Origin of the sequence: Bacteroides zoogleoformans (genome assembly GCF_002998435.1) — a bacterium.
GTDB lineage: Bacteria > Bacteroidota > Bacteroidia > Bacteroidales > Bacteroidaceae > Bacteroides > Bacteroides zoogleoformans.
Window position 1 is genome coordinate 2,772,619 of the sequence record NZ_CP027231.1, and the last position, 25,579, is coordinate 2,798,197.

General features: G+C 50.7%; 19 protein-coding genes. 14 read left to right on the forward strand and 5 right to left on the reverse strand.

Annotation, left to right across the window (positions count from 1 at the left end):
* Both C4H11_RS11600 and C4H11_RS11605 read right to left on the reverse strand, forming a co-directional pair.
* On the reverse strand, positions 1–1,545 hold the full coding sequence (locus C4H11_RS11600) for a sensor histidine kinase (RefSeq protein WP_106042208.1): 1,545 nt from the start codon (positions 1,543–1,545) through the stop codon (positions 1–3).
* Between the two features lie 299 nt (positions 1,546–1,844).
* Positions 1,845–4,001, reverse strand: a complete 2,157-nt coding sequence (locus C4H11_RS11605) for an elongation factor G (protein ID WP_106042210.1) — start codon at positions 3,999–4,001, stop codon at positions 1,845–1,847.
* Positions 4,002–4,399: 398 nt separating this feature from the next.
* Between C4H11_RS11605 and C4H11_RS11610 the strand changes: the two genes are divergently transcribed.
* A complete protein-coding gene (locus C4H11_RS11610; protein WP_106042212.1) occupies positions 4,400–6,775 on the forward strand; it encodes a beta-galactosidase in 2,376 nt (791 codons plus the stop codon).
* A 62-nt stretch (positions 6,776–6,837) separates the two neighbouring features.
* Here C4H11_RS11610 and uxuA read toward each other — a convergent pair whose 3' ends face one another.
* Positions 6,838–8,016 (reverse strand): mannonate dehydratase, encoded by a 1,179-nt coding sequence (gene uxuA / locus C4H11_RS11615; RefSeq protein ID WP_106042214.1) that lies wholly within the window; start codon positions 8,014–8,016, stop codon positions 6,838–6,840.
* A 577-nt stretch (positions 8,017–8,593) separates the two neighbouring features.
* A complete protein-coding gene (locus C4H11_RS11620; RefSeq protein WP_106042216.1) occupies positions 8,594–10,180 on the reverse strand; it encodes a hypothetical protein in 1,587 nt (528 codons plus the stop codon).
* A gap of 247 nt (positions 10,181–10,427) precedes the next feature.
* Here C4H11_RS11620 and C4H11_RS11625 point away from each other — a divergent pair, with 247 nt between their 5' ends.
* The 13 genes from C4H11_RS11625 to C4H11_RS11685 all read left to right on the forward strand — a co-directional run bounded on the left by C4H11_RS11625 (position 10,428) and on the right by C4H11_RS11685 (position 24,761).
* On the forward strand, positions 10,428–11,351 hold the full coding sequence (locus C4H11_RS11625; RefSeq protein ID WP_106042218.1) for a tyrosine-type recombinase/integrase: 924 nt from the start codon (positions 10,428–10,430) through the stop codon (positions 11,349–11,351).
* 432 nt (positions 11,352–11,783) lie between these two features.
* Positions 11,784–12,341: a DUF3575 domain-containing protein gene (locus C4H11_RS11630; protein ID WP_106042220.1), complete on the forward strand. Its 558-nt coding sequence runs from the start codon at positions 11,784–11,786 to the stop codon at positions 12,339–12,341.
* A 107-nt stretch (positions 12,342–12,448) separates the two neighbouring features.
* Positions 12,449–13,528, forward strand: coding sequence for a hypothetical protein (locus C4H11_RS11635; RefSeq protein WP_234819826.1), 1,080 nt, complete (start codon positions 12,449–12,451; stop codon positions 13,526–13,528).
* A gap of 100 nt (positions 13,529–13,628) precedes the next feature.
* Positions 13,629–14,603: a FimB/Mfa2 family fimbrial subunit gene (locus tag C4H11_RS11640; RefSeq protein WP_106042224.1), complete on the forward strand. Its 975-nt coding sequence runs from the start codon at positions 13,629–13,631 to the stop codon at positions 14,601–14,603.
* A gap of 58 nt (positions 14,604–14,661) precedes the next feature.
* Positions 14,662–16,989, forward strand: coding sequence for a hypothetical protein (locus tag C4H11_RS11645; RefSeq protein ID WP_129588311.1), 2,328 nt, complete (start codon positions 14,662–14,664; stop codon positions 16,987–16,989).
* Between the two features lie 12 nt (positions 16,990–17,001).
* A complete protein-coding gene (locus tag C4H11_RS11650; protein WP_106042229.1) occupies positions 17,002–19,347 on the forward strand; it encodes a BACON domain-containing protein in 2,346 nt (781 codons plus the stop codon).
* 31 nt (positions 19,348–19,378) lie between these two features.
* Positions 19,379–19,759: a hypothetical protein gene (locus C4H11_RS11655; protein ID WP_106042232.1), complete on the forward strand. Its 381-nt coding sequence runs from the start codon at positions 19,379–19,381 to the stop codon at positions 19,757–19,759.
* A gap of 126 nt (positions 19,760–19,885) precedes the next feature.
* On the forward strand, positions 19,886–21,679 hold the full coding sequence (gene rpsA, locus C4H11_RS11660; protein ID WP_106042234.1) for a 30S ribosomal protein S1: 1,794 nt from the start codon (positions 19,886–19,888) through the stop codon (positions 21,677–21,679).
* A 150-nt stretch (positions 21,680–21,829) separates the two neighbouring features.
* A complete protein-coding gene (locus C4H11_RS11665; RefSeq protein ID WP_144597856.1) occupies positions 21,830–22,213 on the forward strand; it encodes a hypothetical protein in 384 nt (127 codons plus the stop codon).
* 101 nt (positions 22,214–22,314) lie between these two features.
* A complete protein-coding gene (locus C4H11_RS11670) occupies positions 22,315–23,229 on the forward strand; it encodes a ribonuclease Z (protein ID WP_106043384.1) in 915 nt (304 codons plus the stop codon).
* Between the two features lie 55 nt (positions 23,230–23,284).
* Positions 23,285–23,839, forward strand: coding sequence for an RNA polymerase sigma factor (locus tag C4H11_RS11675; RefSeq protein WP_106042238.1), 555 nt, complete (start codon positions 23,285–23,287; stop codon positions 23,837–23,839).
* A gap of 48 nt (positions 23,840–23,887) precedes the next feature.
* Complete coding sequence (locus tag C4H11_RS11680; protein WP_106042240.1) at positions 23,888–24,253, forward strand: hypothetical protein; 366 nt, start codon at positions 23,888–23,890, stop codon at positions 24,251–24,253.
* A gap of 28 nt (positions 24,254–24,281) precedes the next feature.
* Complete coding sequence (locus C4H11_RS11685) at positions 24,282–24,761, forward strand: hypothetical protein (protein WP_106042242.1); 480 nt, start codon at positions 24,282–24,284, stop codon at positions 24,759–24,761.
* Positions 24,762–24,777: 16 nt separating this feature from the next.
* On the opposite strand, the gene mazG is transcribed toward C4H11_RS11685, so the two are convergent.
* The gene (mazG, locus tag C4H11_RS11690) at positions 24,778–25,572 is read right to left on the reverse strand and encodes a nucleoside triphosphate pyrophosphohydrolase (RefSeq protein WP_106042244.1); all 795 of its coding nucleotides are present in this window, start codon (positions 25,570–25,572) and stop codon (positions 24,778–24,780) included.
* Positions 25,573–25,579 lie beyond the last annotated feature (7 nt).

A 25,579-nucleotide genomic window follows, 5' to 3' on the forward strand; every position in this document is an offset into this window, starting at 1 on the left:
TTAATTTTTTAATGAAGGTAATGCTATAATAAATTTGGTTCCTACGTTCAGTTCGCTTTCTGCCCGGATGGTGCCCTTATGGTCTAAAATAATCTTCTTCACATAAGCCAATCCCAACCCGAAACCTTTCACGTCGTGCAGATTACCTGTATGCACGCGATAGAACTTCTCGAATATCTTTTTCAGATTCTCTTTTTTGATGCCGATGCCGTTGTCTTGAATGGAAATCATCAGTTTACCCGGCTCATTCCAAGTCCGCACCACTAACCGGAGATCCGCATCCGGACGTTTATACTTCACTGCATTGTCCATAAGATTGAAAATCACATTGGTGATATGCATCTCATCGGCAAAGATTACAGGATCCGTAGCATTGAGTTCCGATTCAATCTTTCCATTGTATCGCTCCACTTTCAACGTAAATGTATTGATAACACCCGTTATCAGTTCATTGGCATCCAGTTCCTTCATTTTCAAAGTAGCCTTTTGACGATCGAACATCGACATCTGAAGCACTTTTTCCACCTGAAATCTCAAACGCTTGGTTTCATCATTGATGACACCCGATATATGCTGGAACATAGTCGGAGACTTGCCCACAGCCGGATCTTTCAACATCTGCGCCGCCAACGAAATCGTCGAAATCGGCGTTTTGAACTCATGCGTCATATTGTTGATAAAATCATTCTTCATTTCCGTCAGCTTCTTTTGGCGGAACACGATATAAATCGTGAAGATAAATGTCACCAACAGAACAAAGGTAAATATCATCGACGGTATCATAAACCTGACTGAATCGAAAATATAATCCTTCTTGCCCGGAAAATGTATCTTAACGATACTCATACGAGCAGGCGGGTCATTAAGGAACAATGGCTGTGAATAAGAGCTTTCACTCCCCACATCACTATAGTCTGCACAACGATAAACCTCCCTGCCTTCCCGATTTATTACCTTGAAGTGGTAATCCAAATCACCCAGCCCATTATCTATCAGACCTGATTTAAGATACTGGTCCAGACTTTTAAAATTAACACGCTCTTCAATCGGTTTGTCACTCGCATTATATACCATTTGCAACACCACCTCATCCACCAATGCACGTTGATAAAGATAACGGTTTTTAAGCATCTCTATCTGTGAACGTGAAGTCTGAGGAATTGTTTTTGCCCCATGTTTGCGTGAAATCATTGCCCTCGGCAATTCAGACGGCTCATTACTGAAAGTTTTCAATTCTACCGAAGAACGGACACTTCCATCCGGAGCCGTCATTACAAACCTTTGGGTACGCATCACTCCACCACTGCTTTGTGACCGTTCCCACGCTTTCTTTTCCGCCTCGGAGATATCTTCCCTTAACCAACGGTCAACCTCCGCGGACTCCACACCTTTTGAAGCCGCCATCAATGCACGCTTCACTGATTCCTCAAATTGTCCGTTACGCATCTTCACCATTTCCTCGATATAGCTTATCTGCAGATACAGCAAGCTGAGGAAAGAAAGCCCCATAACGATACCTAATATCCATATAGTTGACTTTTTCATAGTCACAAAATTAACACTCCCTAATTAACATTCCTAACCAATTAACCTGATTTAACCGGACGTTCTCGTAAATTAACCGAAGACCATTTTTTAGGTTGTATTATGAGCATTATAACAAAAACAGAGGCCTTTAGTTTGCAAATTTAATAAAAAATTAATCATTCAATTCACAATTCTTCTTGTTCTTAATCTACATTAATGAAAAAACCGTCATTACTTACCATAAAGTAACAACGGCTTTAACAATTATTATATTAGCAGCCAGTAGTTACAACAGTCAAACTACCAACCACCGAAAATCATTCTTCTGTTTGCTTGGCCTCAAATTCCTTAATCAACTTATCCTGCACATCACTCGGAACAAGTTCATAGCTGGCGAACTTCATGATGAACGAAGCCCGTCCGCCGGTCAATGAACTGAGAGCGGTAGAATAAGAAGACATTTCTTTCAGGGGCACTTTGGCGCTCAGTTTCTCGTAACCGGCCTCACTGCTCATACCCATGATCATGGCACGGCGTCCTTGCAAGTCGCCCATCACGTCGCCCATCTTGTCCGACGGGACAAACACTTCCACGTCATAAATGGGTTCCAGGATTTTCGGGCCGGCATTTTTAAACGCTTCGCTGAAAGCGTTACGTCCTGCCAGCATGAAGGAGATTTCGTTCGAATCAACCGGGTGCATCTTGCCGTCATAAACGATGACGCGTACGTCGCGGGCATAAGAACCGGTCAACGGGCCTTGTTCCATGCGCGACATGATTCCTTTCAGAATGGCCGGCATGAAACGAGCATCGATAGATCCGCCCACAATGCTGTTGACAAATACCAATTTACCGCCCCATTCCAACGGCACTTCTTCTGTTCCTTTCACGTTCATCTTGAACTCCTGTCCGCCGAATTTATAGGTATCCGGCATCGGCATTCCTTCATAGTAGGGTTCTACAATAAGATGAACTTCGCCGAACTGCCCAGCACCGCCCGACTGTTTCTTATGGCGATAGTCGGCCCGTGCAGCTTTTGTAATGGTTTCACGATACGGTATTCTGGGTTCTTCGAACTTGATTTGCAGCTTTTCGTTGTTTTCCAGTCGCCACTTCAGTGTACGCAGATGGAATTCGCCTTGTCCGTGAACGATGGTCTGGCGCAATTCTTTTGACTGGTCGATAACCCAAGTGGGGTCTTCTTCGTGCATACGGTTCAAGATGGCCATCATCTTTTCCGTATCCGCTTCGTTCACCGGTTTGATGGCACGTGAATACTTGGAGTTTGGATATTTGATGAAATTGAAACGATTTTCAGAACCTTTACCGTTCAGTGTATTCCCGGTATGCACATCTTTTAATTTTACAGTACAACCTATGTCGCCTGCCACCATCTCCTCCACTTTGATGCGGTTGGCGCCGGCGCATGCATAGATTTGTGCGATGCGTTCTTTGGAACCACGGTCAGCGTTCGTCAAGTCGTCACCTTCGTGCACCTTACCGCTCATCACCTTGAAGTACTGAACATCTCCAATGTGGGGTTCAACGGCCGTCTTAAAGAAATATAAAGAGGTCGGTCCTTCCGGAACAGGTTTCACCACCTCACCGCGAGTATTGTGCACCGGTGGCATTTCGTCAACAAAAGGTACTACATTCCCCAAGAATTCCATCAAACGGCGCACGCCCATGTCTTTTCCTGCGCACACACAGAACACGGGGAACATGCCGCGTGAGGCCAAACCTTTGCGTATGCCTTCGCGCATTTCGTCTTCCGTCAAGGATTCTTGCTCAAAGAACTTCTCCATTAAGCCTTCATCGTGCTCGGCGGCAGCCTCTACCAAAGCTTTATGCATTTCAGTGGCTTTTTCCATCTCTTCTGCCGGAATGTCTTCAATGGTAGGAGCTCCTCCTTCGGGGCCCCACGAATATTTTTTCATCAAGAGCACGTCTATCAGCGAATTGAAATTAGGACCGGTGGACAAGGGGTATTGTACGGGAACGACTTTAGAACCATAGATGCTCTTTAGCTGTTCCAGCACCATGTCATAGTCGCACTTTTCGTTATCAAGCTGGTTCACCAGGAAGATGACCGGTTTTCCCAGTTTTTCCGTATAGCGGAAATGGTTTTGAGTGCCTACTTCCGGACCATATTGCCCGTTGAGCAACAAGATGGCGGTATCTGTCACATTGAGAGCTGTCATGGCTGCCCCCACAAAATCATCACTACCCGGACAGTCGATGATGTTCAGTTTCTTACCGTTCCATTCCACATGGAAAACGGTGGAAAACACAGAATAACCGTATTCCTGTTCCACCGGGAAGTAATCGCTGACCGTATTCTTGGCAGTAATTCTGCCGCGACGTTTTATAATACCACTCTCAAAGAGCAGCGCTTCCGTGAGAGTGGTTTTACCCGAGCCATCATTGCCAAGGAGGGCAATGTTCTTAATTTCATTCGTCTGATATACTTTCATGACATATTAAGATTTTAAGTGAATAACCTGACATAAGAATATGCCGTTAATTTTTTTTGTGAGGCGCAAATTAGGCATTAATTAAAGAAAAAACAACAAACCGAAGCATGTTATAAAACACACTCGGCTTTTGCACGCGCAGCCGGAAACAAGAGGCGATTCCGTAATTCCTTACGTACTTTCTCCTTATTTATATATAGGGAGTGGATATGCTGCGTCTGAAATTCGTGGCCCGTGTGCCCCATCGGAAGGTGAGGAAAACTCTGAAAAGCGGAAGAATAGAATTATACTCTATCCTTTTTGACGTATTTACCTACCTTCCGTTATTGAGTTTTCAAGTATCTTTGCCTCCAAACATAAAAAATAATTATTAATTGTCTAATACCCCGATTTCGCAAATGAAAAGAAAATTTATTCTAACTTCTGTATGGCTGCTCTGCTTGTGTTGCCTGTCTTATGCAAAAGCACAAACAGGAAGTGGCGTAGAAAAAAAACAAAGAGATTTCACCGTCGGAGCAAAGACTTTTCTCTTGGACGGAAAACCTTTTGTGGTTAAAGCGGCCGAATTGCACTACCCTCGTATTCCAAAACCGTATTGGGATCAGCGTATCAAATTGTGCAAAGCTTTGGGCATGAATACAGTCTGCCTTTATGTCTTCTGGAATTCCCACGAATCTCGTCCCGGTGAATTCGATTTTACCGGTCAAAACGATTTGGCGGAATTTTGTCGTCTGTGCCGGCAGAATGATATGTATGTCATTCTCCGTCCCGGCCCGTATGTTTGTGCCGAATGGGAAATGGGCGGATTGCCTTGGTGGTTGCTGAAAAAGAAGGATATCCGTCTGCGTGAGTCCGACCCCTACTTCATCGAACGAGTGGAGATCTTTGAAAAAGCTGTTGCCGGACAAGTAGCGGGGTTGACCATACAGAATGGCGGTCCTATCATCATGGTGCAAGTGGAAAATGAATATGGCTCTTACGGAGAGGACAAAGGCTACGTGGCACAGATACGCGATATCGTACGTGCCAATTATCCGGGCACTACTTTGTTTCAATGCGACTGGGCGTCGAACTTCACCAAGAACGGTCTGCCCGATTTGGTTTGGACGATGAACTTCGGCACCGGGGCCAATATCGATCAACAATTCGCACCGCTGCAAAAGCTCCGCCCGGACAGTCCGTTGATGTGTTCCGAGTTCTGGAGCGGCTGGTTCGATAAGTGGGGAGCGCATCATGAAACGCGTCCGGCTGCCGACATGATTAAGGGGATTGACGAGATGCTTTCCAAGAATATCTCATTCAGCCTTTATATGACACATGGAGGAACTAATTGGGGACATTGGGCGGGAGCTAATTCTCCGGGATTTGCGCCCGACGTAACTTCTTACGATTATGACGCCCCTATCAGCGAATCGGGACAAACCACTCCCAAATATTGGGAGTTGAGGAAAGTAATGGAGAAATATATGGAGGGCAAGAAGCAAGCCGACGTGCCTGCCCTCATCAAACCCATCAGCATCCCTGCTTTCCGGTTTACGGAGATGGCACCGTTGTTTCAGAATCTTCCCGCTTCCAAGAAAGACCATGACATCCGCACCATGGAAGAATACGACCAAGGCTTCGGAAGCATCCTCTATCGCACGGTTCTGCCCGAGATGAAGTCTGCTTTCAGGCTGACGGTGAATGAAGTCCATGACTATGCCCGGATCTTTCTGGATGGTAGATACATCGGGAAACTCGACCGCAGAAATGGCGAAAAGCAACTGACGCTTCCTACTTGCAGTAAAGACGCCCGGCTCGATATCTTGGTCGAGGCCATGGGGCGTATCAACTTCGGGCGTGCCATCAAAGATTTCAAAGGCATTACGGAAAGTGTGGAGCTTACCATGGATGTAGATGGGCGACCGTTCACGTGCAACCTGAAAGATTGGGAGATTTTCAATCTTGAAGATACCTATGAATTCTATAAGAACATGAAGTTTCAGCCCATCCGTTCGTTGGAAGACGAACTTGACCGGCGCATTCCCGGCTGTTATCGAGCTACTTTCAACGTAAGGAAGCCGAGTGATACTTTCTTGAATTTCGAGACTTGGGGCAAAGGGCTGGTATATGTCAACGGTCACGCTTTGGGCCGAATCTGGGAAATCGGTCCGCAGCAGACACTCTATGTGCCGGGCTGCTGGCTGAAGAAAGGAGAGAACGAAATACTGGTATTCGATGTCGTGGGGCCTCGTGAGGCGAAGTCCGAAGGTCTTAAGCAACCCCTTCTGGATCAGTTGCTCGTAAACAAGCCGCTTATCCATCGAAACGCGGGCGAAGAATTGGATTTAACGGGAGAAAAAGCTGTGCTGACTGCCGCTTTCAAACCCGGCAACGGATGGCAGGAGTTTAGATTTCAACAACCGGTCAAGGGGCGATATATCTGCCTGGAGGCCTTGAGTGCCCATGACGGAAAGGAGCTGGCATGTGTGGCCGAAATGTATCTTTTAGATGCCGGAGGAGAACGTCTTTCGCGCGAGCCGTGGATTGTGAGATACGCCGATAGCGAAGACGTTTCTCGCGTCAACTGTTCGGCAGATAAGATTTTCGATTTGCAGGAGTCCACTTATTGGAGCACGATAAAAGGTGCGGAATATCCTCATGGCATCGTGATAGACTTGGGCGATACGCATACGCTGACCGGTATTCAATATCTTCCCAGAATGGAAAGCGAGGTTCCGGGTGGCATCAAAGATTTTAGAGTGTACGTAAAAGAACAGGCGTTTACATACTGAAATCGCAGTGACAGTCAAACGAAAAGGAGCTTGTTCCGCAACGAGGACAAGCTCCTTTTCGTTTATTTTCCGTTTTTCAACTCATCATCCACCACAGCCATCATTCCTTCTACCTGCGCCAATGCCAGCATGCGGCCGTGAAACGAATAGCCGGCGTTGTATCCCTTGTCTTCATCGCCCAGCATCATGCGTCCGTGATCCACGCGCATGGGAAGTCCGGGGTTTTCTCTCTCGAAGATGCGGATGAGGTCGATGAGATGCCCTCGGCCTTCGAGGTGGGAACTCTCGATGAAGTTTCCGCCCGGCATGGCTTTCGTGCTGCGCAGGTGCACGAAATGCGTGCGTTTGGCAAACTTCTGTGCCAGTTTGCGGGTGTCGTTCTGTTCGCCTGCGCTCAGAGAGCCGGCACAGAAGGTCAGTCCGTTGTGAGGATTATCCACCGCATTCAGGAACCAGTCGATGTCTTGTTCGTCTGTCACGATGCGCGGCAAGCCCAACACCTGAAAAGGAGGATCATCGGGATGTACGCACATGTTTATGCCATACTCCTCGCACACCGGCATCACGGCCGAAAGGAAATAGCGCATGTTCTCGCGCAAGGACGTGCGGTCAATTCCCTCGTAAAGTGCCAGCAGGCGTCTGAAGATAGCCACCGGATTCTTGTCTCCCTCTTTGATGTTGCCGTTTACGAAGCCCTGCGTTTTTACAATGATGGCATCGACCAGCTCGTCCTTCTCTGTTTCTGTTATTACCTTGTCCAGCTCTTCCACTTTCCTCAACTCTTCCGCAGAGTAATCGGCTTCAGCGCCTTTCCGCTCCAATATCTTCAAGTCGAAATAGGCAAAACGGATTTTGTCGAAATAGAGAGACGAAGCGCCATCCTCCCAAGGGTACTGCAAGTCTGTACGAATCCAATCAATCACCGGCATGAAGTTGTAACAGACTGTCTTTATTCCTGCTTTTCCCAGATTGGCAAGGCTGGCTTTGTAGTTTTCTATCAAGGCATCGCGCCCGGCTCCTGCATATTTTATCGGCTCGCTGACCGGCAGGCTTTCTACCACAGACCAGTGCAGACCGAAAGACTCGATATATGTCTTCAGGTCTTCAATTGCTTCCAATGTCCAGACCTCACCATTAGGAACCTCATGTAAGGCAGTGACAATGCCTTCTACGCCTATTTGGCGCAACATGGCAAGTGTGATTTTATCTTTCTTGCCGAACCATCTCCAAGTTTTTTCCATTTTTTATAATTCTTGTCTATACGCTGCTTTAATTATTTTGCGGTCTGCAAATATCATTCAAAAGTAATAAAAAGAATCTGTATCGGTGCGGTTTTAAAGAAGAAAAATGTGATTGTGTTGCATTTTGAAGAATATTGACAAACAGTTGGGGCATCCTTCGGTTGAAGGAATGAAAAGCATCAGCGAGCAACTGAGGCAAATCATTGTGGCAAAGGATTGATACCGTTGAAATCAGGAAAAGTTTCCTCCGCATCATCTCCGCATCTCCTCCGTATCCGCTCCGTATCTCCTCCGTATCTCCTCCGTATCATCTCCGTATCATCTCCGTATCACCTCCGTATAATCTCCGCTCACATGGCTACGGAGCGGAGGTGGAGCGGACACGGCGGAGACACGCCGCTGTCACGCCTCATATGTTTTCTTTACTTTTTATGAAAAGGCGATACCGGCACTTTGTTTTTAATGCGTTTTTTTTGAGCCGGTACAATTTTGGCTAAAACATTTCGGTATTTTCGCAGGTTTTTTTGCCCCCACTCGTGACGTTGTCGGAGATCAAATTATATAAGGTACGGAGGCGTTACCCCGCGATATGCACATATTCCTTATAGGCCTGGATGTAATGGCTGTAGTTCTTCAGCAAACTTGCGGAGCTGATGTGCGTTTTGAACACGCTCAACAAAAACAAGGCATATTTCCACTTGTCGCCGCCTTTCTGCTGGTGGTAGTAGAAGAAAACGCCGTAGATGATGCTGTTATGGTTTTTCGGCATCGTCAGTTTCTGCTTATGCCCGGGGGGCTGCTTGCCTTGCAGAAAAGCCATGAAATCTTCTTCGAGCTGCTTCACGCAGAGAGGATCCATCAAGAATCTGCCATGATTGTTCTTTTGCTCGCATAGGAAATGGAGCATGCGGTGTATCTCAATCGGGTCGGGGGCGGAGGGGGGCATGTCGTCGGCGGGCACAAGGGAGAACTCTTTCTCGGGCATCAACGGACGATAGACGGCCGGATAGTGTCGCTCGTAGATGGCCAGCATGTGGATAAGGCCGCTCTTCAGCCGGCGGGGGATGCTGCCGGTGGGCCACTCTTCGGGCAGAAGAAACGTCAGGCACTTTTCGCGCAACTTTACCTTTATCCAATGCACAGCCCCGCGTGCCTCGCTGTAGCGCAAGTGGTCGGCATACTCGCCGTCGAAGAGGGCGCACGTCTGTCCGTCGCACCAGGCGGCGGAAGAGAGTGAGGCATAGGGATGGGGCGCTTTGAGTGAAAGTTCCTTATAGAGGAAAAAAAGAAAATTCTCCAATGCGCCAATGGCGGAGCACACGCAGGTGCGGTAGGGGGAGTGGACGGGCAGCTCTTGCCAAAGCCGCGGCAGCATGCGGTACAGGCGCGACGCTTCGGGGATGACAGCCCTTGCGCCGGCGGCCGAAGGCTCTTCCTGCAGGGCGATGAAGCGTTTCACCCGGTTCACGGCACGGCAGGCCTCGTAAGTGGGGGCGGTGCAGATGCAAGGGACATCGGGCGCATCCGACGAATGGGAGAGGCGGGAGGCAAAGGGCAGATGGCGATAGTCGGGATAGTCGTCCGGCCCCAGCAAATAGCCGAAGGTGCTTATCAACTCGATATAGAGCGAAATCATGGCCCGGCAGAGTGGTTGAAGCCACCATGCCGAGGGGGCGGCACGGTAGGCGTCGTCCGTCAGCTCGCAGATGGAATAAACCTCTCCGAGCACATCGCAAAGCAGCAAGGAGGCGTCGAGGTCGCATCGGAGCGCTTCTATGCGTTTTCGCAGCAGTAGCTTCAGCCAGCAGGCCTCGCCATTCAACAAGGCGGTGTAGAGCGTGAGATGAGGAGTGGCGCAGGCGTTGTCGGAGGCGGGAGGCATGGGATTTTCCACCTCGGTGGGAGGCAGGCAGCTGAGTACGGTCGTGTCGTCCGGTGCGCGAAATCCGCAGGCCGCATTGTCGTCTGCCGAGAACGCGGGCAGGTCTGCCTGCCAGCTTGCCGCCAAGTTCCTTAACAAATGTTCCACGGCATCTGCCTCGGCCGGCAAATGCTTCAATAAGCGGAGCGCTGCCTGCCATTTTTCAGGATTGCCTATGGCTTCTTTCAGGCAAAGGGGAGAGAGCGGCCCTCTGAAAATGGCAACTGTGATGGGAGTATACATCGGTTTACGACACTGAAATGTTTTAAGGTTATCGAATCATCATCGTTTTTGCTCCTCACGGGGCTGTCACTGTGGGGAAGTGTTGACGGCGACACCTCGGGCGAGGAACAAAAAAAGGCTGGCAAAAATAAGAAAATAGCGGTGGATTATAAACCGGAATATTAGTGTTAATTATTTTTAACCATAAGTCTCGTTTCCCATGACTATTTTTGATAATCCTATTATAAACATTTATTCATCAATAAAAATGAAAGAGAGAAATTTACTGAGCTTTATGGAGGATGTCGTCCGACAACTTCAGTCCGAGGGCCGCTATGGAACAGCCCATGTGTATCATTGTACGCTGCGTCGCATCCGTCAGTTCGCAGGCAGCCGGTCTTATTTCCCGTTTCGCTGCATCACCCGCACTTGGCTGAAAGCCTTTGCAGAGCATCTGTATGCGCAGGGCATGCGCTTCAACAGCGTTTCCACCTATATGCGCATGTTGCGCGCCACCTACAACCGGGCAGCCATGCAAGGGCTTATCAAGCCCGACCCACTGCTGTTTCGCGGGATGCACACGGGTGTGGAAGCGGGAAACAGCCGTGCCTTGCCGGCCGAGGCGATACGTCGCATCCTCCTGCCGGAGCATAAACTTCCCGAACGATTGGAAAAGGCCCGTTGCTGCTTTTCCATGTTGTTTCTGCTACGCGGGCTCAGCTTTGCCGACTTGGCCTACATGCGCAAAAGCGATCTGCAAGACAATCTGCTTTGTTATCATCGTCGCAAAACGGGGCGTCGCCTTTGTGTAGAGGTGGTGCCTGAAGCTTTGGCCCTCCTTGAGAGGTATACTTCGGATGCCGGCAACGTCCCGGGGCTTTTCCCCTTTGTGCGCGAACAGGGCGAAGCGGGCTACCGGCAATACCGAAACGCCCTTCGCTGTTTCAACCGCCGGCTGGGCGAACTTGCACGCTATTTGGGCTTGGACGTTAGCTTGAGTTCCTATTGCGCCCGCCACAGCTGGGCCACAATCGCCAATTTCAGCCACTACGACAAGGAGTTGATAAGCAATGCTTTGGGACATTCTTCTGTGCGCGTGACAGAGACTTATTTCAGGCAGTTTCATGATGAAGAGATTCATCGGATGAATAGGGAAATCCTTGCCGGGTTGCTTTCTTCTTCTTCTTCTTGAGTTCCCGAGTATCGGATATAAACCGACAAGTTGATAAATGACAAAAAAAATGACTGTTACTTTGTAGGTAACAGACACCTTTTTGATTTTGCAAATGTAAGTATTATTTGTATATAAACCAAATATTTTCCTTTTTTTCTGCATTTTCATAAAAAAAAAAATAAAATCTCTCTCTATATATACTCTTTTTTCTTTGAAAAGAGGGTGTAACATAGCATTCCGTACCTTCCCATTGCCAAAGAGTTTCACTCATATTTTAAAGTACGGATAGATGTTTTTTGCATTCGGTTCACGAAAAAATGTGCTTCAAAGAAATCTCACAGGCTTTTTGTGATATTGTCTGTTACCTACAAAGTAACAGACTTGTAAGGAATTAAAGCCCGATATAAGGTTTTTTCTCAATATAAAAGGATCTAACAAAAGAGAACGAATATGAATAAATGTTCTTTATTTGGCTTCTTGTTGGGGGGATTGTTCCTTTTTCCCTCATTCGCTTCCGCTCAAAGATATTCCGTGCGCGCCAATCTTTTAGGGTTTGCCACCACTAATCTCAATGTAGAGGGCGCTATGGCGGTTTCTGCGCACTGGTCGGTTCACGTTCCGCTGCAATACAATCCGTTCAACCTCGGGGGAGATGCGAAACTGAAGAATTTTACCGTTACTCCGGGTGTCCGCTACTGGCCGGGTGCACCTTTCGGACGAGGATACTTCATCGGCATGCACGGTGTGTTCTCGTCCTTTAATGCAGGCGGCCTTTTCGGTTACCACAAGCGGAGGTATGAGGGTACTGCCTGGGGGGCGGGCTTTTCTGCCGGTTATGCCCACTCCATAGGACGCAAATGGAGTATGGAGTACGAACTTGGGGCAGGCGTTGTGCGAGCCGATTGGGAACAATACTGCCGGCGACGGTGCGGCCCTAAACTGGGCGAGGGTGGAAAGCTATACGTCGTGCCTACCCGCATTTCCGTAAGCCTCGCTTACCTCTTCTGAGGCTTTCGCTTTTTGCTTTTGAAGCGTACGGGCCCGGAACGAGAATAGAAACACTGATTACAACTCTTTTTTTTATATATATTACTCACTTTTTAAACATTTTAATTATGAAGAAGATTTTTACAAGCGTATGTATGATGGCTGCCCTGACGCTTATGGCGACGGGGTGCAGCAATGAGGAAAAAGGCGCCCAGGGCGACCAGTACGTCAAGATGACCGTAAGTATTCCTCAATTGGAAATGACCCGCGCATTGGGCGCTCCGGGTGCTACGGGCAACAAAGTGACCATAGGGGGCGACCTGACGGTGCGCGCACGCAGAGGAGCGAACGGCGCCGTGCTGACCACCGTCACCATCCCCGCTTCCGAAGTGGCGGCCTTGGTGGGCGGAACACCCAAGGTGCTGAGCGTGGCACCCACTGCCAACTACATCGAAGTGGAAGGCAATGCCGACAATGCGACCGAAACGGACGACGTGAACACACGCCAAGGCATAGCCACTTCCTCTAAAGTGCGCCTGACGGGCGGGGCACACATCACGCCGGGAACTCCCAACGCCACCTGCTCGGTGACCCTGAATCCGGAAATGGCACGTGTTGAAGTGAAAGGGAAGTTCAACGGTACGTACACGCACCTGGACGACCTGAAGATTACTGCCATCTACATCAACAACACACGCGTCAAGAGAGGCGACGCCACCCCCACGCGCGTGACTTCGAACAACTGGAACACGGCATACGCCGCTTCACCCGCCACGTTCTACGGCATGTATAACAACGGCTTGGACGGCACACCGGGCTCTAACACGGCCATAGCCGATTTGGGGGCGAATGCCGACGGCTACAACTTCTTCCCGCAAAAGTTCACTCCCGCGGCACAGACCAAGGAGGAGATGCTGAAAGGCTCCATACACATGATTTTCAAGGTGAATTATACCCCCAAAGGCGGTGTGGCAGCTACGGGAAAATACCTCAACGTGGTGGCATTCAAGGAAGACGGCGGAACGAATGCTTATATCAGCGATTTCCAGGCAGGCAAGATCTACCAGTTCGACCTGTCCAAGATACAAGACATCATGGATGATCCCTTCCCGCCCGTGACTCCCGACCCCGACCCCGAAACGATTTCCGTGGAACTCTCGGTGACGGTGGGCGCATGGACTGTGGTAGCCGTGAATCCTGAAGTATAAAAATCAATGGTGTTTCTGAGGTTGTGCGTTTTTCCTTTTTTTTGGACATAACCTCAGAAACATATTTTTTATTTTCAACCGAAAAAACATACAGAACTCAATGTCAATGGTACGAAACTCTCACCGATACCCGTTTTTACGCTTGCAAGCGGTGATCTTCCTGCTGGCGCTTGCCGGCTGCATAGGTGAAGATCGCGGCGGTTGTCCGGGCATTCTCGTCATCGAGCCACACTATCTGCTGCACGACAAAGGGGCGAACGACCGCTTCGGCGAAGAAGTGCACCGACTGGAGCTGCACTTGTTCGGCGAATCGGGCACCTACCTCAGCACGATGACCGACAACGGTCCGCACTACAGCAACGGACAGCGGTTTGAAGTGGAACTTCCCGAAGGCGTATTCCATGTGTTGGCAGTGGGCGGCGCGGCCGAAGCCTACGAAACCGGAACCTATGACAGCAAAGCGCCCGAAGGCTTCAGCAGCGGGCTGCACAGGGGCGTCAGCACCTTGGACGATTTTCGCATCCGCATGCGGAAAAGCACCGGCGGCACAGAAGCCGCTCACCATGCGGACAGCCTCTTCTTCGGCCGTTTGGACGCCGGGCATGCGAGCACGGACAACTATGACCCGCAGCCCGTCTATCTGACCAAAAACACCAAGCGCATCACGCTGCGCATCCGGGGAATTGCGGCAAACGCCGATGCCCGGCTCTATGCCGACAACGAACGCATCGGCGCACGCAACGAGCGGCCTGCCGACACCCGGCCCATCTGCTACACACCCTACGAAACGTCGACGGGAGCAGACAACCTTGCCATCAGGTGTTTCCGCACGTCGCGACTCTACACCGACGGGCAGTTGACTTTGCAGTTGCTCGAGGCCGGCACCGGAAAAGCTGCACCCGGTTTCTCGTTCGACCTGACGGAACGCCTGCGTTCCGTGCCCGGTTATGCCACGCAGGAGGGACTGGACCGTACCGACCACTTTGTCATCGACCTCACGATTTCCGGAAAAGGCACGCTGATTTCGCTTCGCGTGAACGGGTGGGAGACGGTTCCCGTGGTGCCCGAAGTGTGACGCGCAACGAACCGGGCTGTAAAAAAAAGGAGAAATGAAGGCTAAAGATATACAGGATATGAAAACGAAAAAGAGAGAAGAAAACAGCAAATCACGGTTGTACCACCTGCGGTTGGCCGCGGGCATGGCGGCTTTTGCATGGCTGCTGTGGTCGTGTGCGGACGAGGAACGGACGATACTCCCCGCGCCCCCGGCGAAGACGGCGGATGTGTGCGTGACGCTGTCGGTGACGATTCCCGGCATGCGGACCCCCACCGCCACCCGGAGCACGGACGACTCGAAACCGGGCTTTCCGCTCACGGTGCTGGGCTTCAAGGTGGAGGACGGAACGGAAAAACTGACTTTCATGAAAGTTTTTGCCACGGCTGCCGAAGCGGGTGCGCCGATCGTATATCCTGAAGAAGATAAATATGCCATGACGCTGATCGGCATGCCCGAAGGCGACTACAACCGGCTGTGCATCTGCTGCGCCACCGACGCCACAGGCTTGCTGACGCCCGGCACCTCGGTGTACGACGACGTGAAAACGATGGACTTGAACGGCTGCATGAACGCCGCTGGCATATACAACCGGCCTGCGTTGCCCATGTATGGCGAGCTGAAAGCCGCCGCGGAAAACGGCATCGCATTGCGTGCGGGCATATCGCAGGTATTCAACCGGCCGGGGCAAGAGGTGAAGTTTTTGCGGGCCATGGCACGCATAGACGTGACGAAAAAGCTGGATGCTAACCGGCAGACTTTCACCTTGGAGGAGGTCTACTTCTGCCGGGGCGTGGAAAAAGGACGCATATACGGCGACAAGGATACATACACCACGACGCAGAACCTTCCCGCCGGCACGCTTGCGCCCATGGCCGACGCCGCGTACGGCACCATATCGGGCACAGGCGCCACCCAGCAACTAGATACGCCCATCTATGCCTGGGAGAACGACTTCACCGGCGATAACCGACCCCGTGTGGTGGTGAAAGGTAACTACCGGGGCGAGACGCAATACTATCCGCTGGACTTTGTGGACAACCAAGGGAGGCCCATCCCCATCCGCCGTAACCACCGGTATAAGTTCATCATCAAAGAGGTAGGCGCACGGGGCTACGACACTGCGGCCGAGGCGCTGGCCTCCGCAAAGGTCTTCACCAACCGAAAGGAGCCTCCCTCGGTGGAACTGGTGGTGGTGCCGGAGGATTATCTGAGCGTGGTTTACAATGAAGACGACTTTCTGGCTGTGTCGCAGTCCGGCTTCATCTTTTTCAAAGAAGGCCCTCATACGGAGACAAGCACCGGAAACAAACTGAAAATAAAGACGGACTTTGCAGGCGGATGGACCCTCAAGGCATACAACGTCGACGGCACCGAGATAGCGCCGAGCGGCTGGTTGGGGGCGAGCAGTGTCTCGTCCGGCGGCGTGCCGGGCGAAACGGAAATATCCATACTGAACGATGGAGCGAAAACCCGCGCAGGATATCTGAAAGTCATAGCAGGCCGGCTTGAAGCAAGAATACAGGTGCTGCAAGTAGATAAATTGCCGTTGGAATTTGCAGCGGAATACAATCTGGCAGGCGGACGGAAATATGGTTCAAGGTCGTATTACGACTCACAGACCACCGCCGCACAAACCAACGAGGAGGTAGGATGGAGCACGAGCAACGATGACCCCCTACAGAGCGGATACTACAATGGGTACGTATTGAGGGGAGAACAGGACGACACATATAACAGTGCGGCACTCAACATCTTCGATGACGAGTTCTTCACCACGGGTGCCGGGGCAGGCTATCATCTGCCGTCTCGCGAAGAATGGGGAAGCGTTTTCGTACCGTTACATCTTTTTAAAAAGCAGGGGTCTCTTCGCGAAGCGGTGACATTCGGCGGAATAAATTTTACTTGCAGTTCTCGTTACAAGCACTTTTACGGGGTGCGATTCCTGAAAGATGACCTGTCTAGTATTTGGGGAGGAGTCGATGGCACTTCGCTCGACCAGTTTCCGCAACTTATGAACAACCGGATGGCATGCGCCTATCGGTACATCCTTCAATTTCAAGGCAGCAGAAAAGTAATCGTTCAGTGCGTATACATAGGTTATCTCTCTCCCATGCCCACCCTGTTGAATATAGCCAACGAAAACTGGTGGGACTATCAGGCGCTGATTCCCGGCAATGTGGTTACACGCGAGTTTCCTCTCTGCGGGTACTTAAGTTCTGCTGCCGCAGGCGGCACCACCCGGCGTAAGGGAATCTCAGACGTGGGGGAACTCGTTAGAAACTGGTCTGCTACACCTTATGGCAATCGTTCCCTATGGAACGTATCATGCAGCCAGGGTGGTATGATTAGGGTTGGTAGTAGCTTTGATTGCTGCCATACCGTCCGTCTTTTCTCCGATAACTAAAAAAGAACATCCATGAACAGAAAATTGATATCCGCTTTTGGTTGGCAGCTGGTGCTTGCAGGCGTCGCGCCACTGATATGCTGCCTTGCTTGCCGGAACGAAACAGACGTGCCGGCCATACTTGAAGACACCTCCGCCACACTCTACCTGGCTTTCGCGGCTCCGACGGACACACACAGCCCGCATACGCGCGCCAACAGCGAAACGGACATCGCGGAAGTGGATGTGCTCTCTTTCAAGCCCGACGCCGCAGCTCCCACGGACATGCGGAAGGGTACGTTCTACTACCGTGCCAAGGGGGTATATACGCGGTTGTCCGTCGACCCCGCCACGGGCGCCGCCCAAGGCAAGGTGGTGGTGAAACTGAAGGCCGACGAGGATGCAAACCAGACCCTTGTGCTGCTGGCCAACGCCCGTGCGCAGGTGGACGAAGCGATGACTTCCGTGGAATATGGCGACCCGAAAGAGCAGGTGCTGGAGCGGCTGCTCGTACCCGTGAAAGCGGCTACCGGAGAGATGGACTTCGACCGCTTCCCCATGTGGGGCGAACTGCCCGACCAGTCCATCCGGAGAGGGTATGCGCCACCCGCATCGCCGGTATTGTTGCTGCGGAGCACGGTAAAGTTCACGCTGGCGCTTCCCGCCACTTCACCCCTTCACTTCTTTCGGTCGGCAGATGAACTGAGGCTATACAACTACCGCATCAAAGGGCGTATGGCGCCCGACAATTACGACCCCTCGGGCATGCGCGTGCTGACGCCCACCGTGCCCGCGGGCGCCGGCGCGGCACCCACGCCTCCTTCCATCCGCCCCTACAACACCTTGCTGCGGAGCGACTGGACGGGTGACAAAGGGAAGCTGGGCGAGGGAAGCGAACGGTCATTCTACACCCTCGAAGCCGACAACCGTACGGCCGTGGCCGCATCGGGCCTGGATGCCACCTGCCTGCTGGTGCAGGTGACGTTTGCCACGGTACACGAGGGAGCCGAATTGGCCACCCGCTTCGGCCGGCAGACGGGATGGTATCGCATCGACTTCCGCAACTACGACACCGGTGAATTCATCGACCTGCTGCGCAACCACCACTACCGCATCAGGGTGAAAAGCGTGAAGACACCCCCTGCCTCCACCCCCGAAGAGGCCTTCGAAGGGAGGCATACGCTGGAATGCGACCTCGTCGCTTACAACGAGGTGGAAGAAAATGTCGCGGTAAGTCCCGACTACAAGCTGGAAGTGGAGAGACGATGGGCGGAGCTGCCGGGCACAAACGGCGACACGCTGACCGTGCAGACCGAGAACACCAAAGGATGGAAAATAACGGAGAAACCCGACTGGCTCATTGCCAGCCCCGAACGTGTGACCAACGACGCCATTACGTCCCTTGTACTCCGCGCCCGAGACAACGCCTACCGCACCGGAACCTTCAGACTGAAAGCCGGACGTACGGAAATGGTATTCACTGTGGTACAACGCAAAAAAACGCCGTTGGAGTATGTGGCGGAGCTCAATCTGGCAGGCGGGCGTAAAGGTTCGTCATGTTTGTGCTACTTAGGCGGCGGCTTATGGAGTAACACGTTGCTGCAGTGGGCAGAAAACCATCGAACAGATGGTCGATCGTCTTACTACAATTGGTACACAACCACCGGCACTTCTCATGCCGAGTGTAATCCGGCCAACCTGTCGCTCTTTGCAGAGTCTATGTTGCGCAACTATCACCTGCCTACGCGCGAAGAGTGGACAGGCGTCTTGGCTCAGGGAGCCGAGTTGTCGTTCGGCACAGCCGTGGACGCAACCGTGGACGAATGCGTGAAAATAGGCGGCGAAACGCATTCGTACCGGTCGCACTACTACTCGACCGGCAGCGGAGCGATATACGCACTGCGCTTCAAAGCGGGCGTGAACCCGGTGGACGGCCATCCCCTCGCCGCGGACAACCAAATGCTCTGTGCCTACCGCTATGTGATTCTCCATCCGTTCTTCGCCGGATTTTCACACGCGCGCTTAGTAGTGTCGTCCGTCTGGCTGGGCGAAGCAAACGAGGCCGGCAATCCGATGAGCGCCATCAGCAACCCTCAATGGTGGGATGACCGCATGTTGGAAGGGAAAGTGATTACACGCATATTCCCGGTGGCGGGAGGAATCACTAATTTCTCCTACCTCGGCACATACCCGGCAGTCGGTGCTCCTAACTCATTATCTCCTGCCGATGACATAGGGTTGCTGGGGCTCTACTGGTCGGCAGGCAGTCCGGACGCAGACAACGGAATAGCGACACGGATCGGTGCGGGAGAAGCGAAAACCGGCGTTCCCGCCGCCAAATGGCAAGGACTCAACGTGCGTCCTTTCCTGAACCAATGACCTGTCATCTTCCAAACAGACAGAATGAGCCATGAACACCTTTGAACATCCGGGCGTCACCGGCTATCTCCTAAAGACAGCTCTGCTATATTCTCAAGTTCAGCTTTATCACTTGATTAAATGGCATCTGTGGAATCATAGGCATCCTGACAGGGCAGAAGAAGCGCTGGGACGCTTGGCGGAAATACTCTTAATCGAATTGCCCGACGAAAACGCCGCCTTGCAAACAAAATTCCCCTGCCCCTACGAACGGTATCTGTATCTGAACGAGAAATACCGGCATGAGGTGGATTTCGTGGAATGTATTTTCCGGAAGTTCCCCGGCCTGATGCTGATGAACGAACGGCAAATGGCGGAAGCGGCAAAGCAAGTGGAAAAAGAACTGGGTCGGGAGTTGCCGGATCTTGCTTGAACGGAGCGATTTTCTTGGAGTTAAAATTTTTGTAATTCAAGAAAATAGTTCTATCTTTGTCACCGATTTATAATGAGCCGATATAATGTCTCACTTAATTAAACGAGTTAAACAATTTATTTATTAATGGAAAATTTAAAGAATGTATCTCCCGTTGAGGATTTCAATTGGGATGCTTACGAAAATGGCGAAACAGTGGCCGGTGCAAGTCACGAAGAACTGGAAAAGGCGTATGACAACACGCTGAACAGAGTTAACGACCGCGAGGTGGTTGACGGAACCGTAATAGCAATGAACAAGCGGGAAGTAGTTGTGAACATCGGTTACAAATCAGACGGCATCATTCCGATGAGTGAGTTCCGTTATAATCCTGACCTGAAGGTGGGCGACACGGTGGAAGTGTACATCGAAAATCAGGAAGACAAAAAAGGACAGCTTGTCCTCTCTCACCGCAAGGCTCGCGCCACTCGCTCGTGGGATCGCGTGAACGCAGCTTTGGAAAGCGAAGAAATCATCAAGGGCTACATCAAGTGCCGCACCAAGGGTGGTATGATTGTGGACGTATTCGGCATCGAGGCTTTCTTGCCGGGTTCGCAAATCGACGTGAAGCCTATCCGCGACTACGATGTGTTCGTTGGCAAAACAATGGAATTCAAGGTTGTCAAGATCAATCAGGAATTTAAGAATGTGGTTGTTTCTCACAAGGCGCTTATCGAAGCCGAACTGGAACAGCAGAAGAAAGAAATCATCAGTAAACTCGAAAAAGGACAGGTGCTTGAGGGTACCGTTAAAAATATCACTTCCTATGGCGTATTCATCGACTTGGGCGGCGTAGACGGTTTGATTCACATCACCGACCTCTCTTGGGGCCGCGTGAGCGATCCGAAAGAGGTGGTGGAACTTGACCAGAAGCTCAATGTGGTTATCCTTGACTTTGACGACGAGAAGAAGCGCATCGCTCTGGGCTTGAAACAACTCACTCCGCATCCTTGGGATGCTTTGAGCACCGAATTGAAGGTGGGCGACCACGTGAAAGGCAGAGTGGTGGTGATGGCCGATTACGGTGCATTCATCGAAATAGCTCCGGGTGTGGAAGGCTTGATTCACGTATCCGAGATGTCTTGGTCGCAACACTTGCGTTCGGCACAAGACTTCATGAAGGTGGGCGACGAAGTGGAAGCCGTTGTGCTGACTCTGGACCGCGAAGAGCGTAAGATGTCTCTCGGCATCAAGCAGCTGAAGGCCGATCCTTGGGAAACCATCGAAGAGAGATATCCCGTGGGCAGCAAGCATACGGCTAAAGTGCGCAACTTCACCAACTTCGGCGTGTTTGTGGAAATCGAAGAGGGTGTTGACGGCCTGATTCACATTTCCGACTTGTCTTGGACGAAGAAGGTAAAGCATCCGTCTGAATTCACTCAGATCGGTGCCAACATCGACGTACAAGTGCTGGAAATAGACAAGGAGAACCGTCGCTTGAGCCTCGGCCACAAGCAACTGGAAGAGAATCCTTGGGATGTATTCGAAACGGTATTCACCGTAGGTTCGGTACACGAAGGCACTATCATCGAAATGCTGGATAAGGGTGCTGTGGTGGCTCTGCCTTATGGTGTAGAAGGTTTCGCCACTCCGAAACACCTTGTTAAAGAAGACGGCTCGCAGGCACAGCTCGACGAGAAGCTGGAGTTCAAGGTTATTGAGTTCAACAAAGATGCCAAGCGCATCATCCTTTCTCACAGCCGCATCTTCGAAGATGCCGCAAAGGCTGAAGAAAGAGCCGAGAAGAAGGCTGCCAAGAAAGCAAGCGGCAAGAAAGAAGAGGCCGCTCCTGTTATCCAGAATCAGGCCGCTTCGACCACTCTGGGCGACATTGACGCTCTGGCTGCCTTGAAAGAGCAATTGGAAGCCGGCAAGAAGTAATTGAACTTCCATTTAAGTACGAAAAAGAATGGCATCCTCCATTCGGAAACGTAATAAAATGTAATAGATAATTAAAGAGCCGTATCATACTCTCATTGAGCGTGGTAGGGCTCTTTTCTTTGTTTGAAGGAAAAAAGAATGACATCTTTCATGTTTTTATGTACTTGTTTGCCCTTATGGACATTGGCTTTTATACTGTGGGCGCAGCGTTTCCCGAAAAATCAAAAGGGGTGCTTCTCGTGGGTTGCCCTATTGCTGTTTCTCTTTGTTCCAGTATTTTTCTTCCCCTTGTCCGCTTATGCCGATAAAAAGGAGGCGATACGGATGGGAGGCTATACGCTTGAAGCGAGACAAGAGTTTCGTCTTCGGATTTGGATTTGTGTTTGCAGCTACATTGCCGGATTGATAATCTGCTTTCTGCTGAAATACATAGGCGTAGAACTGTATTGGAAATTGGCTGTGAGTTGTGTCAATATATTCCTGTTCCTGCTGATTCTGACATGTTGGGATTTGTTCCGTCCTCTTCGGCATTGATGCAGGTCATATGTTTGATATAAAAAAGGGAATTGCGGATTGTTTCCGTAGTTCCTTTTTTGCTTTCGTATGTGCGGTGCTTTGATTATCTTTGCCCCGTTATGGAAAAATTTGACGTACACATCCTCGGCTGTGGCTCCGCACTGCCTACCACACGCCATTTTCCTGCTTCGCAGATAGTGGACGTGCGTGATAAACTGTTTATGATAGACTGCGGGGAAGGCGCCCAATTGCAGTTTCGCAAATCCCGATTGAAGTTCTCGCGGCTGAATCATGTCTTCATCTCCCACTTGCATGGAGATCATTGTTACGGCCTGTTGGGCCTAATCTCTACGCTGAATCTTTTGGGACGTACTGCCGAGCTGCACATGCATTCTCCCAAAGGCCTGGAAGAACTCTTGACGCCGATGCTCGACTTTTTCAATCGGCAGATGTCGTACAAGGTGCTCTTTCATGTGTTCGAGACAAAGGAACCTACGCTGATTTATGAAGACCGGTCGCTGACGGTGACAACCATTCCGTTGCGTCATCGTATGCCCTGTTGCGGTTTCCTGTTTGCGGAGAAACCTCGCTCCAACCACATCATCCGTGATATGGTAGATTTCTACCAAGTGCCTGTGTACGAGCTGAACCGTATAAAGAACGGCGAAGATTATGTGACGCCGGAAGGGAAAATCATTCCCAACCACTTGCTGACCCGCCCTGCCGAACCTCCCCGCCGGTATGCTTATTGCTCGGATACGATTTATCTGCCTTCTGTCACGGGACAGATAGAAGGTGTGGACCTGCTTTTCCATGAGGCCACCTTTGCCGAAGCAGACGCGCCGCGTGCCAAAGAGACCTTTCATAGCACTGCGGCACAGGCGGCGGAGATTGCCAAAGCTGCCGGAGTGAAACGGTTGCTGATAGGCCATTTTTCTGCCCGGTACGATGACGAGATGCAGCTCTTGCAAGAGGCGTCGGCTCTGTTTCCGGAGACCGTGCTCGCTAAAGAGACGCTCTGTGTGCCGGTGTGAATTAAACTTTTAGTGTTTTTGGCAGTCTAACAATTATAAAAGCGAATGAAATCCTATGGCTTCTTCTTACAATGAACGCGAAGTGCTGTCCCTTTTGCAAGACGAAAGTACGCAAAAACAGGGATTCGAGATGATTGTGGCCCGGTACGGCGAACAGCTGTATTGGCAGATTCGCCGCATGGTTCTTTCTCATGAGGATGCCAACGATTTGCTTCAGAACACTTTCATCAAGGCATGGGTCAATATTGATTATTTCCGGGCGGAGGCCAAACTCTCCACTTGGCTTTATCGCATTGCTTTGAACGAGTGCCTTACGTTCCTGAATAAGCAACGGGCATCGTTTACCGTCTCGCTGGATGCCCCGGAGGCCGATGCGCTGCAAAAGCTGGAGGGCGACCCTTACTTCTGTGGCGACAAAGCGGAAATGGCGCTTCAGAAAGCTTTGCTTACCTTGCCGGAAAAGCAACGCATGGTGTTCAACCTGAAGTATTACGAGGAAATGAAATATGAGGAGATGTCCGAAATATTCGGCACATCGGTAGGGGCTTTGAAGGCTTCCTATCATCATGCCGTGAAGAAGATAGAGAAGTTTTTAATCGAGGAGGATTAAACCTTTGCCCTGATACAATGTCTAATGGAATAGAAAGGAGAAAACTTTATGAAAGAAGAAGGTAAAATGCTGAAAAAGACAGGGAGGGAGAATCCTTTTCGCGTTCCCGAGGGCTACTTTGAACGTCTTTCTTCGGAGGTGATGGACAGGCTGCCCGAAAAAGAAAAGCAGGCTGTGACTCAAAGAGAGCCTACAAAGTGGGAGAGGGTGAGACCGTGGCTGTATATGGCTGCCATGTTCATAGGCGCCGCATTGATCATCCGGGTGGGGTCTTCGTACCGCACATCGCCTGTGGAGCACATGGCTGCCGACGAGACGGAAAGCGAAATGGAATATATCGATATGGCTGTGGAGAACTCCATGATGGACGATTACTCTTTGTACGTCTTCCTGGCTGATTCTGACGCGGAATGAAGAAATAACTACTTAACTGATTGAATATATGAAAAGACTGATTGTTTTATTTGCAATGATATGCGGCGTGGTGTCTCTGCTGAGAGCAGGTAACGGAATTAACCAACACTTGTCGCCCGAGGAGTTCCGAGCCAAACAAAAGGCTTTTATCATTGAGAAGGCAGGGCTGACGGATGAGGAAACCGCTAAATTCTTTCCTTTGTATTTCGAATTGCAAGACCGGAAAAAACAGTTGAACGACGAAGCCTGGGCTTTGGTAAGAAAAGGTAAGGACGAGAAAACGACCGAAGGACAGTATCAGGAGATTCTGGAAGGAATATACGATGCCCGTATTGCTTCTGATCGTTTGGATAAGACCTATTTCGATAAGTTCAAGAAAATATTATCCTATAAGAAAATCTATCTGGTGCAAAGTGCCGAAGTACGTTTCCATCGGGAATTGTTGAAGGGTATGCACAAAAGAGGGGAAAGAGCTCAAGAAAGAGGGCAGAGACACAACAGACGGTAAGAGAAAAGGGGGTGTTTTATATCCCCTTTTCCAATGCTTTTGCCTCGTTCCACAGCGCATCCATCTCTTCCAACGTCATGTCGTGCAGGTTCTTTCCTTTTTGAATGGTATGCGCCTCCAGGTAGTTGAAGCGGTTGATGAATTTCTGATTGGTTCGTTCCAGCGCATTGTCCGGATTGATTTTGTATAGGCGGGCGGCATTGATGAGGCTGAACATGACGTCGCCGAATTCCGCTTCAGCTTTGTCTTTTTCCATCCGGCCCACTTCCGCTTGAAATTCCTTGATTTCCTCTTTCACTTTCTCCCAGACCTGTTCGCGCTCTTCCCAATCGAAGCCTACGTTGCGGGCTTTATCCTGAATGCGGTAGGCCTTAATCAGTGAGGGTAGCGAAGCCGGAACTCCACTCAGTACGGTTTTGTTGCCGTTCTTCTCTTTCAGCTTCAGTTGCTCCCAGTTTTCCGAGACCTGTCCGGCTGTCTCGGCTTTTACATCGCCGAAGACGTGGGGATGGCGGAAAATAAGTTTCTCGCACAGGCGGTCGCAGACGTCTTTGATATCGAAGTGTCCGGTTTCGCTGCCTATCTTTGCATAGAAAGCCACGTGCAGCAATACATCGCCTAACTCTTTGCAGATGTCGTCCTTGTCACCGCGTATCAGGGCGTCGCAAAGCTCGTAAGTCTCTTCAATGGTGTTGGGACGCAGGCTTTCATTGGTCTGTTTGCGATCCCACGGGCATTTCTCGCGGAGTTCGTCGAGTATGTCGAGGAAGCGTCCGAAAGCCTCTAATTGTTCTTTTCTTGAATGCATCATAATCTGT

Excerpts from the sequence above, each read along its gene's own strand:
- C4H11_RS11600 (WP_106042208.1), bottom strand. The coding sequence starts at position 1,545 with ATGAAAAAGTCAACTATATGGATATTAGGTATCGTTATGGGGCTTTCT.
- C4H11_RS11605 (WP_106042210.1), bottom strand. The coding sequence starts at position 4,001 with ATGAAAGTATATCAGACGAATGAAATTAAGAACATTGCCCTCCTTGGC.
- C4H11_RS11610 (WP_106042212.1), top strand. The coding sequence starts at position 4,400 with ATGAAAAGAAAATTTATTCTAACTTCTGTATGGCTGCTCTGCTTGTGT.
- uxuA (WP_106042214.1), bottom strand. The coding sequence starts at position 8,016 with ATGGAAAAAACTTGGAGATGGTTCGGCAAGAAAGATAAAATCACACTT.
- C4H11_RS11620 (WP_106042216.1), bottom strand. The coding sequence starts at position 10,180 with ATGTATACTCCCATCACAGTTGCCATTTTCAGAGGGCCGCTCTCTCCC.
- C4H11_RS11625 (WP_106042218.1), top strand. The coding sequence starts at position 10,428 with ATGAAAGAGAGAAATTTACTGAGCTTTATGGAGGATGTCGTCCGACAA.
- C4H11_RS11630 (WP_106042220.1), top strand. The coding sequence starts at position 11,784 with ATGAATAAATGTTCTTTATTTGGCTTCTTGTTGGGGGGATTGTTCCTT.
- C4H11_RS11635 (WP_234819826.1), top strand. The coding sequence starts at position 12,449 with ATGAAGAAGATTTTTACAAGCGTATGTATGATGGCTGCCCTGACGCTT.
- C4H11_RS11640 (WP_106042224.1), top strand. The coding sequence starts at position 13,629 with ATGTCAATGGTACGAAACTCTCACCGATACCCGTTTTTACGCTTGCAA.
- C4H11_RS11645 (WP_129588311.1), top strand. The coding sequence starts at position 14,662 with ATGAAAACGAAAAAGAGAGAAGAAAACAGCAAATCACGGTTGTACCAC.
- C4H11_RS11650 (WP_106042229.1), top strand. The coding sequence starts at position 17,002 with ATGAACAGAAAATTGATATCCGCTTTTGGTTGGCAGCTGGTGCTTGCA.
- C4H11_RS11655 (WP_106042232.1), top strand. The coding sequence starts at position 19,379 with ATGAACACCTTTGAACATCCGGGCGTCACCGGCTATCTCCTAAAGACA.
- rpsA (WP_106042234.1), top strand. The coding sequence starts at position 19,886 with ATGGAAAATTTAAAGAATGTATCTCCCGTTGAGGATTTCAATTGGGAT.
- C4H11_RS11665 (WP_144597856.1), top strand. The coding sequence starts at position 21,830 with ATGTTTTTATGTACTTGTTTGCCCTTATGGACATTGGCTTTTATACTG.
- C4H11_RS11670 (WP_106043384.1), top strand. The coding sequence starts at position 22,315 with ATGGAAAAATTTGACGTACACATCCTCGGCTGTGGCTCCGCACTGCCT.
- C4H11_RS11675 (WP_106042238.1), top strand. The coding sequence starts at position 23,285 with ATGGCTTCTTCTTACAATGAACGCGAAGTGCTGTCCCTTTTGCAAGAC.
- C4H11_RS11680 (WP_106042240.1), top strand. The coding sequence starts at position 23,888 with ATGAAAGAAGAAGGTAAAATGCTGAAAAAGACAGGGAGGGAGAATCCT.
- C4H11_RS11685 (WP_106042242.1), top strand. The coding sequence starts at position 24,282 with ATGAAAAGACTGATTGTTTTATTTGCAATGATATGCGGCGTGGTGTCT.
- mazG (WP_106042244.1), bottom strand. The coding sequence starts at position 25,572 with ATGATGCATTCAAGAAAAGAACAATTAGAGGCTTTCGGACGCTTCCTC.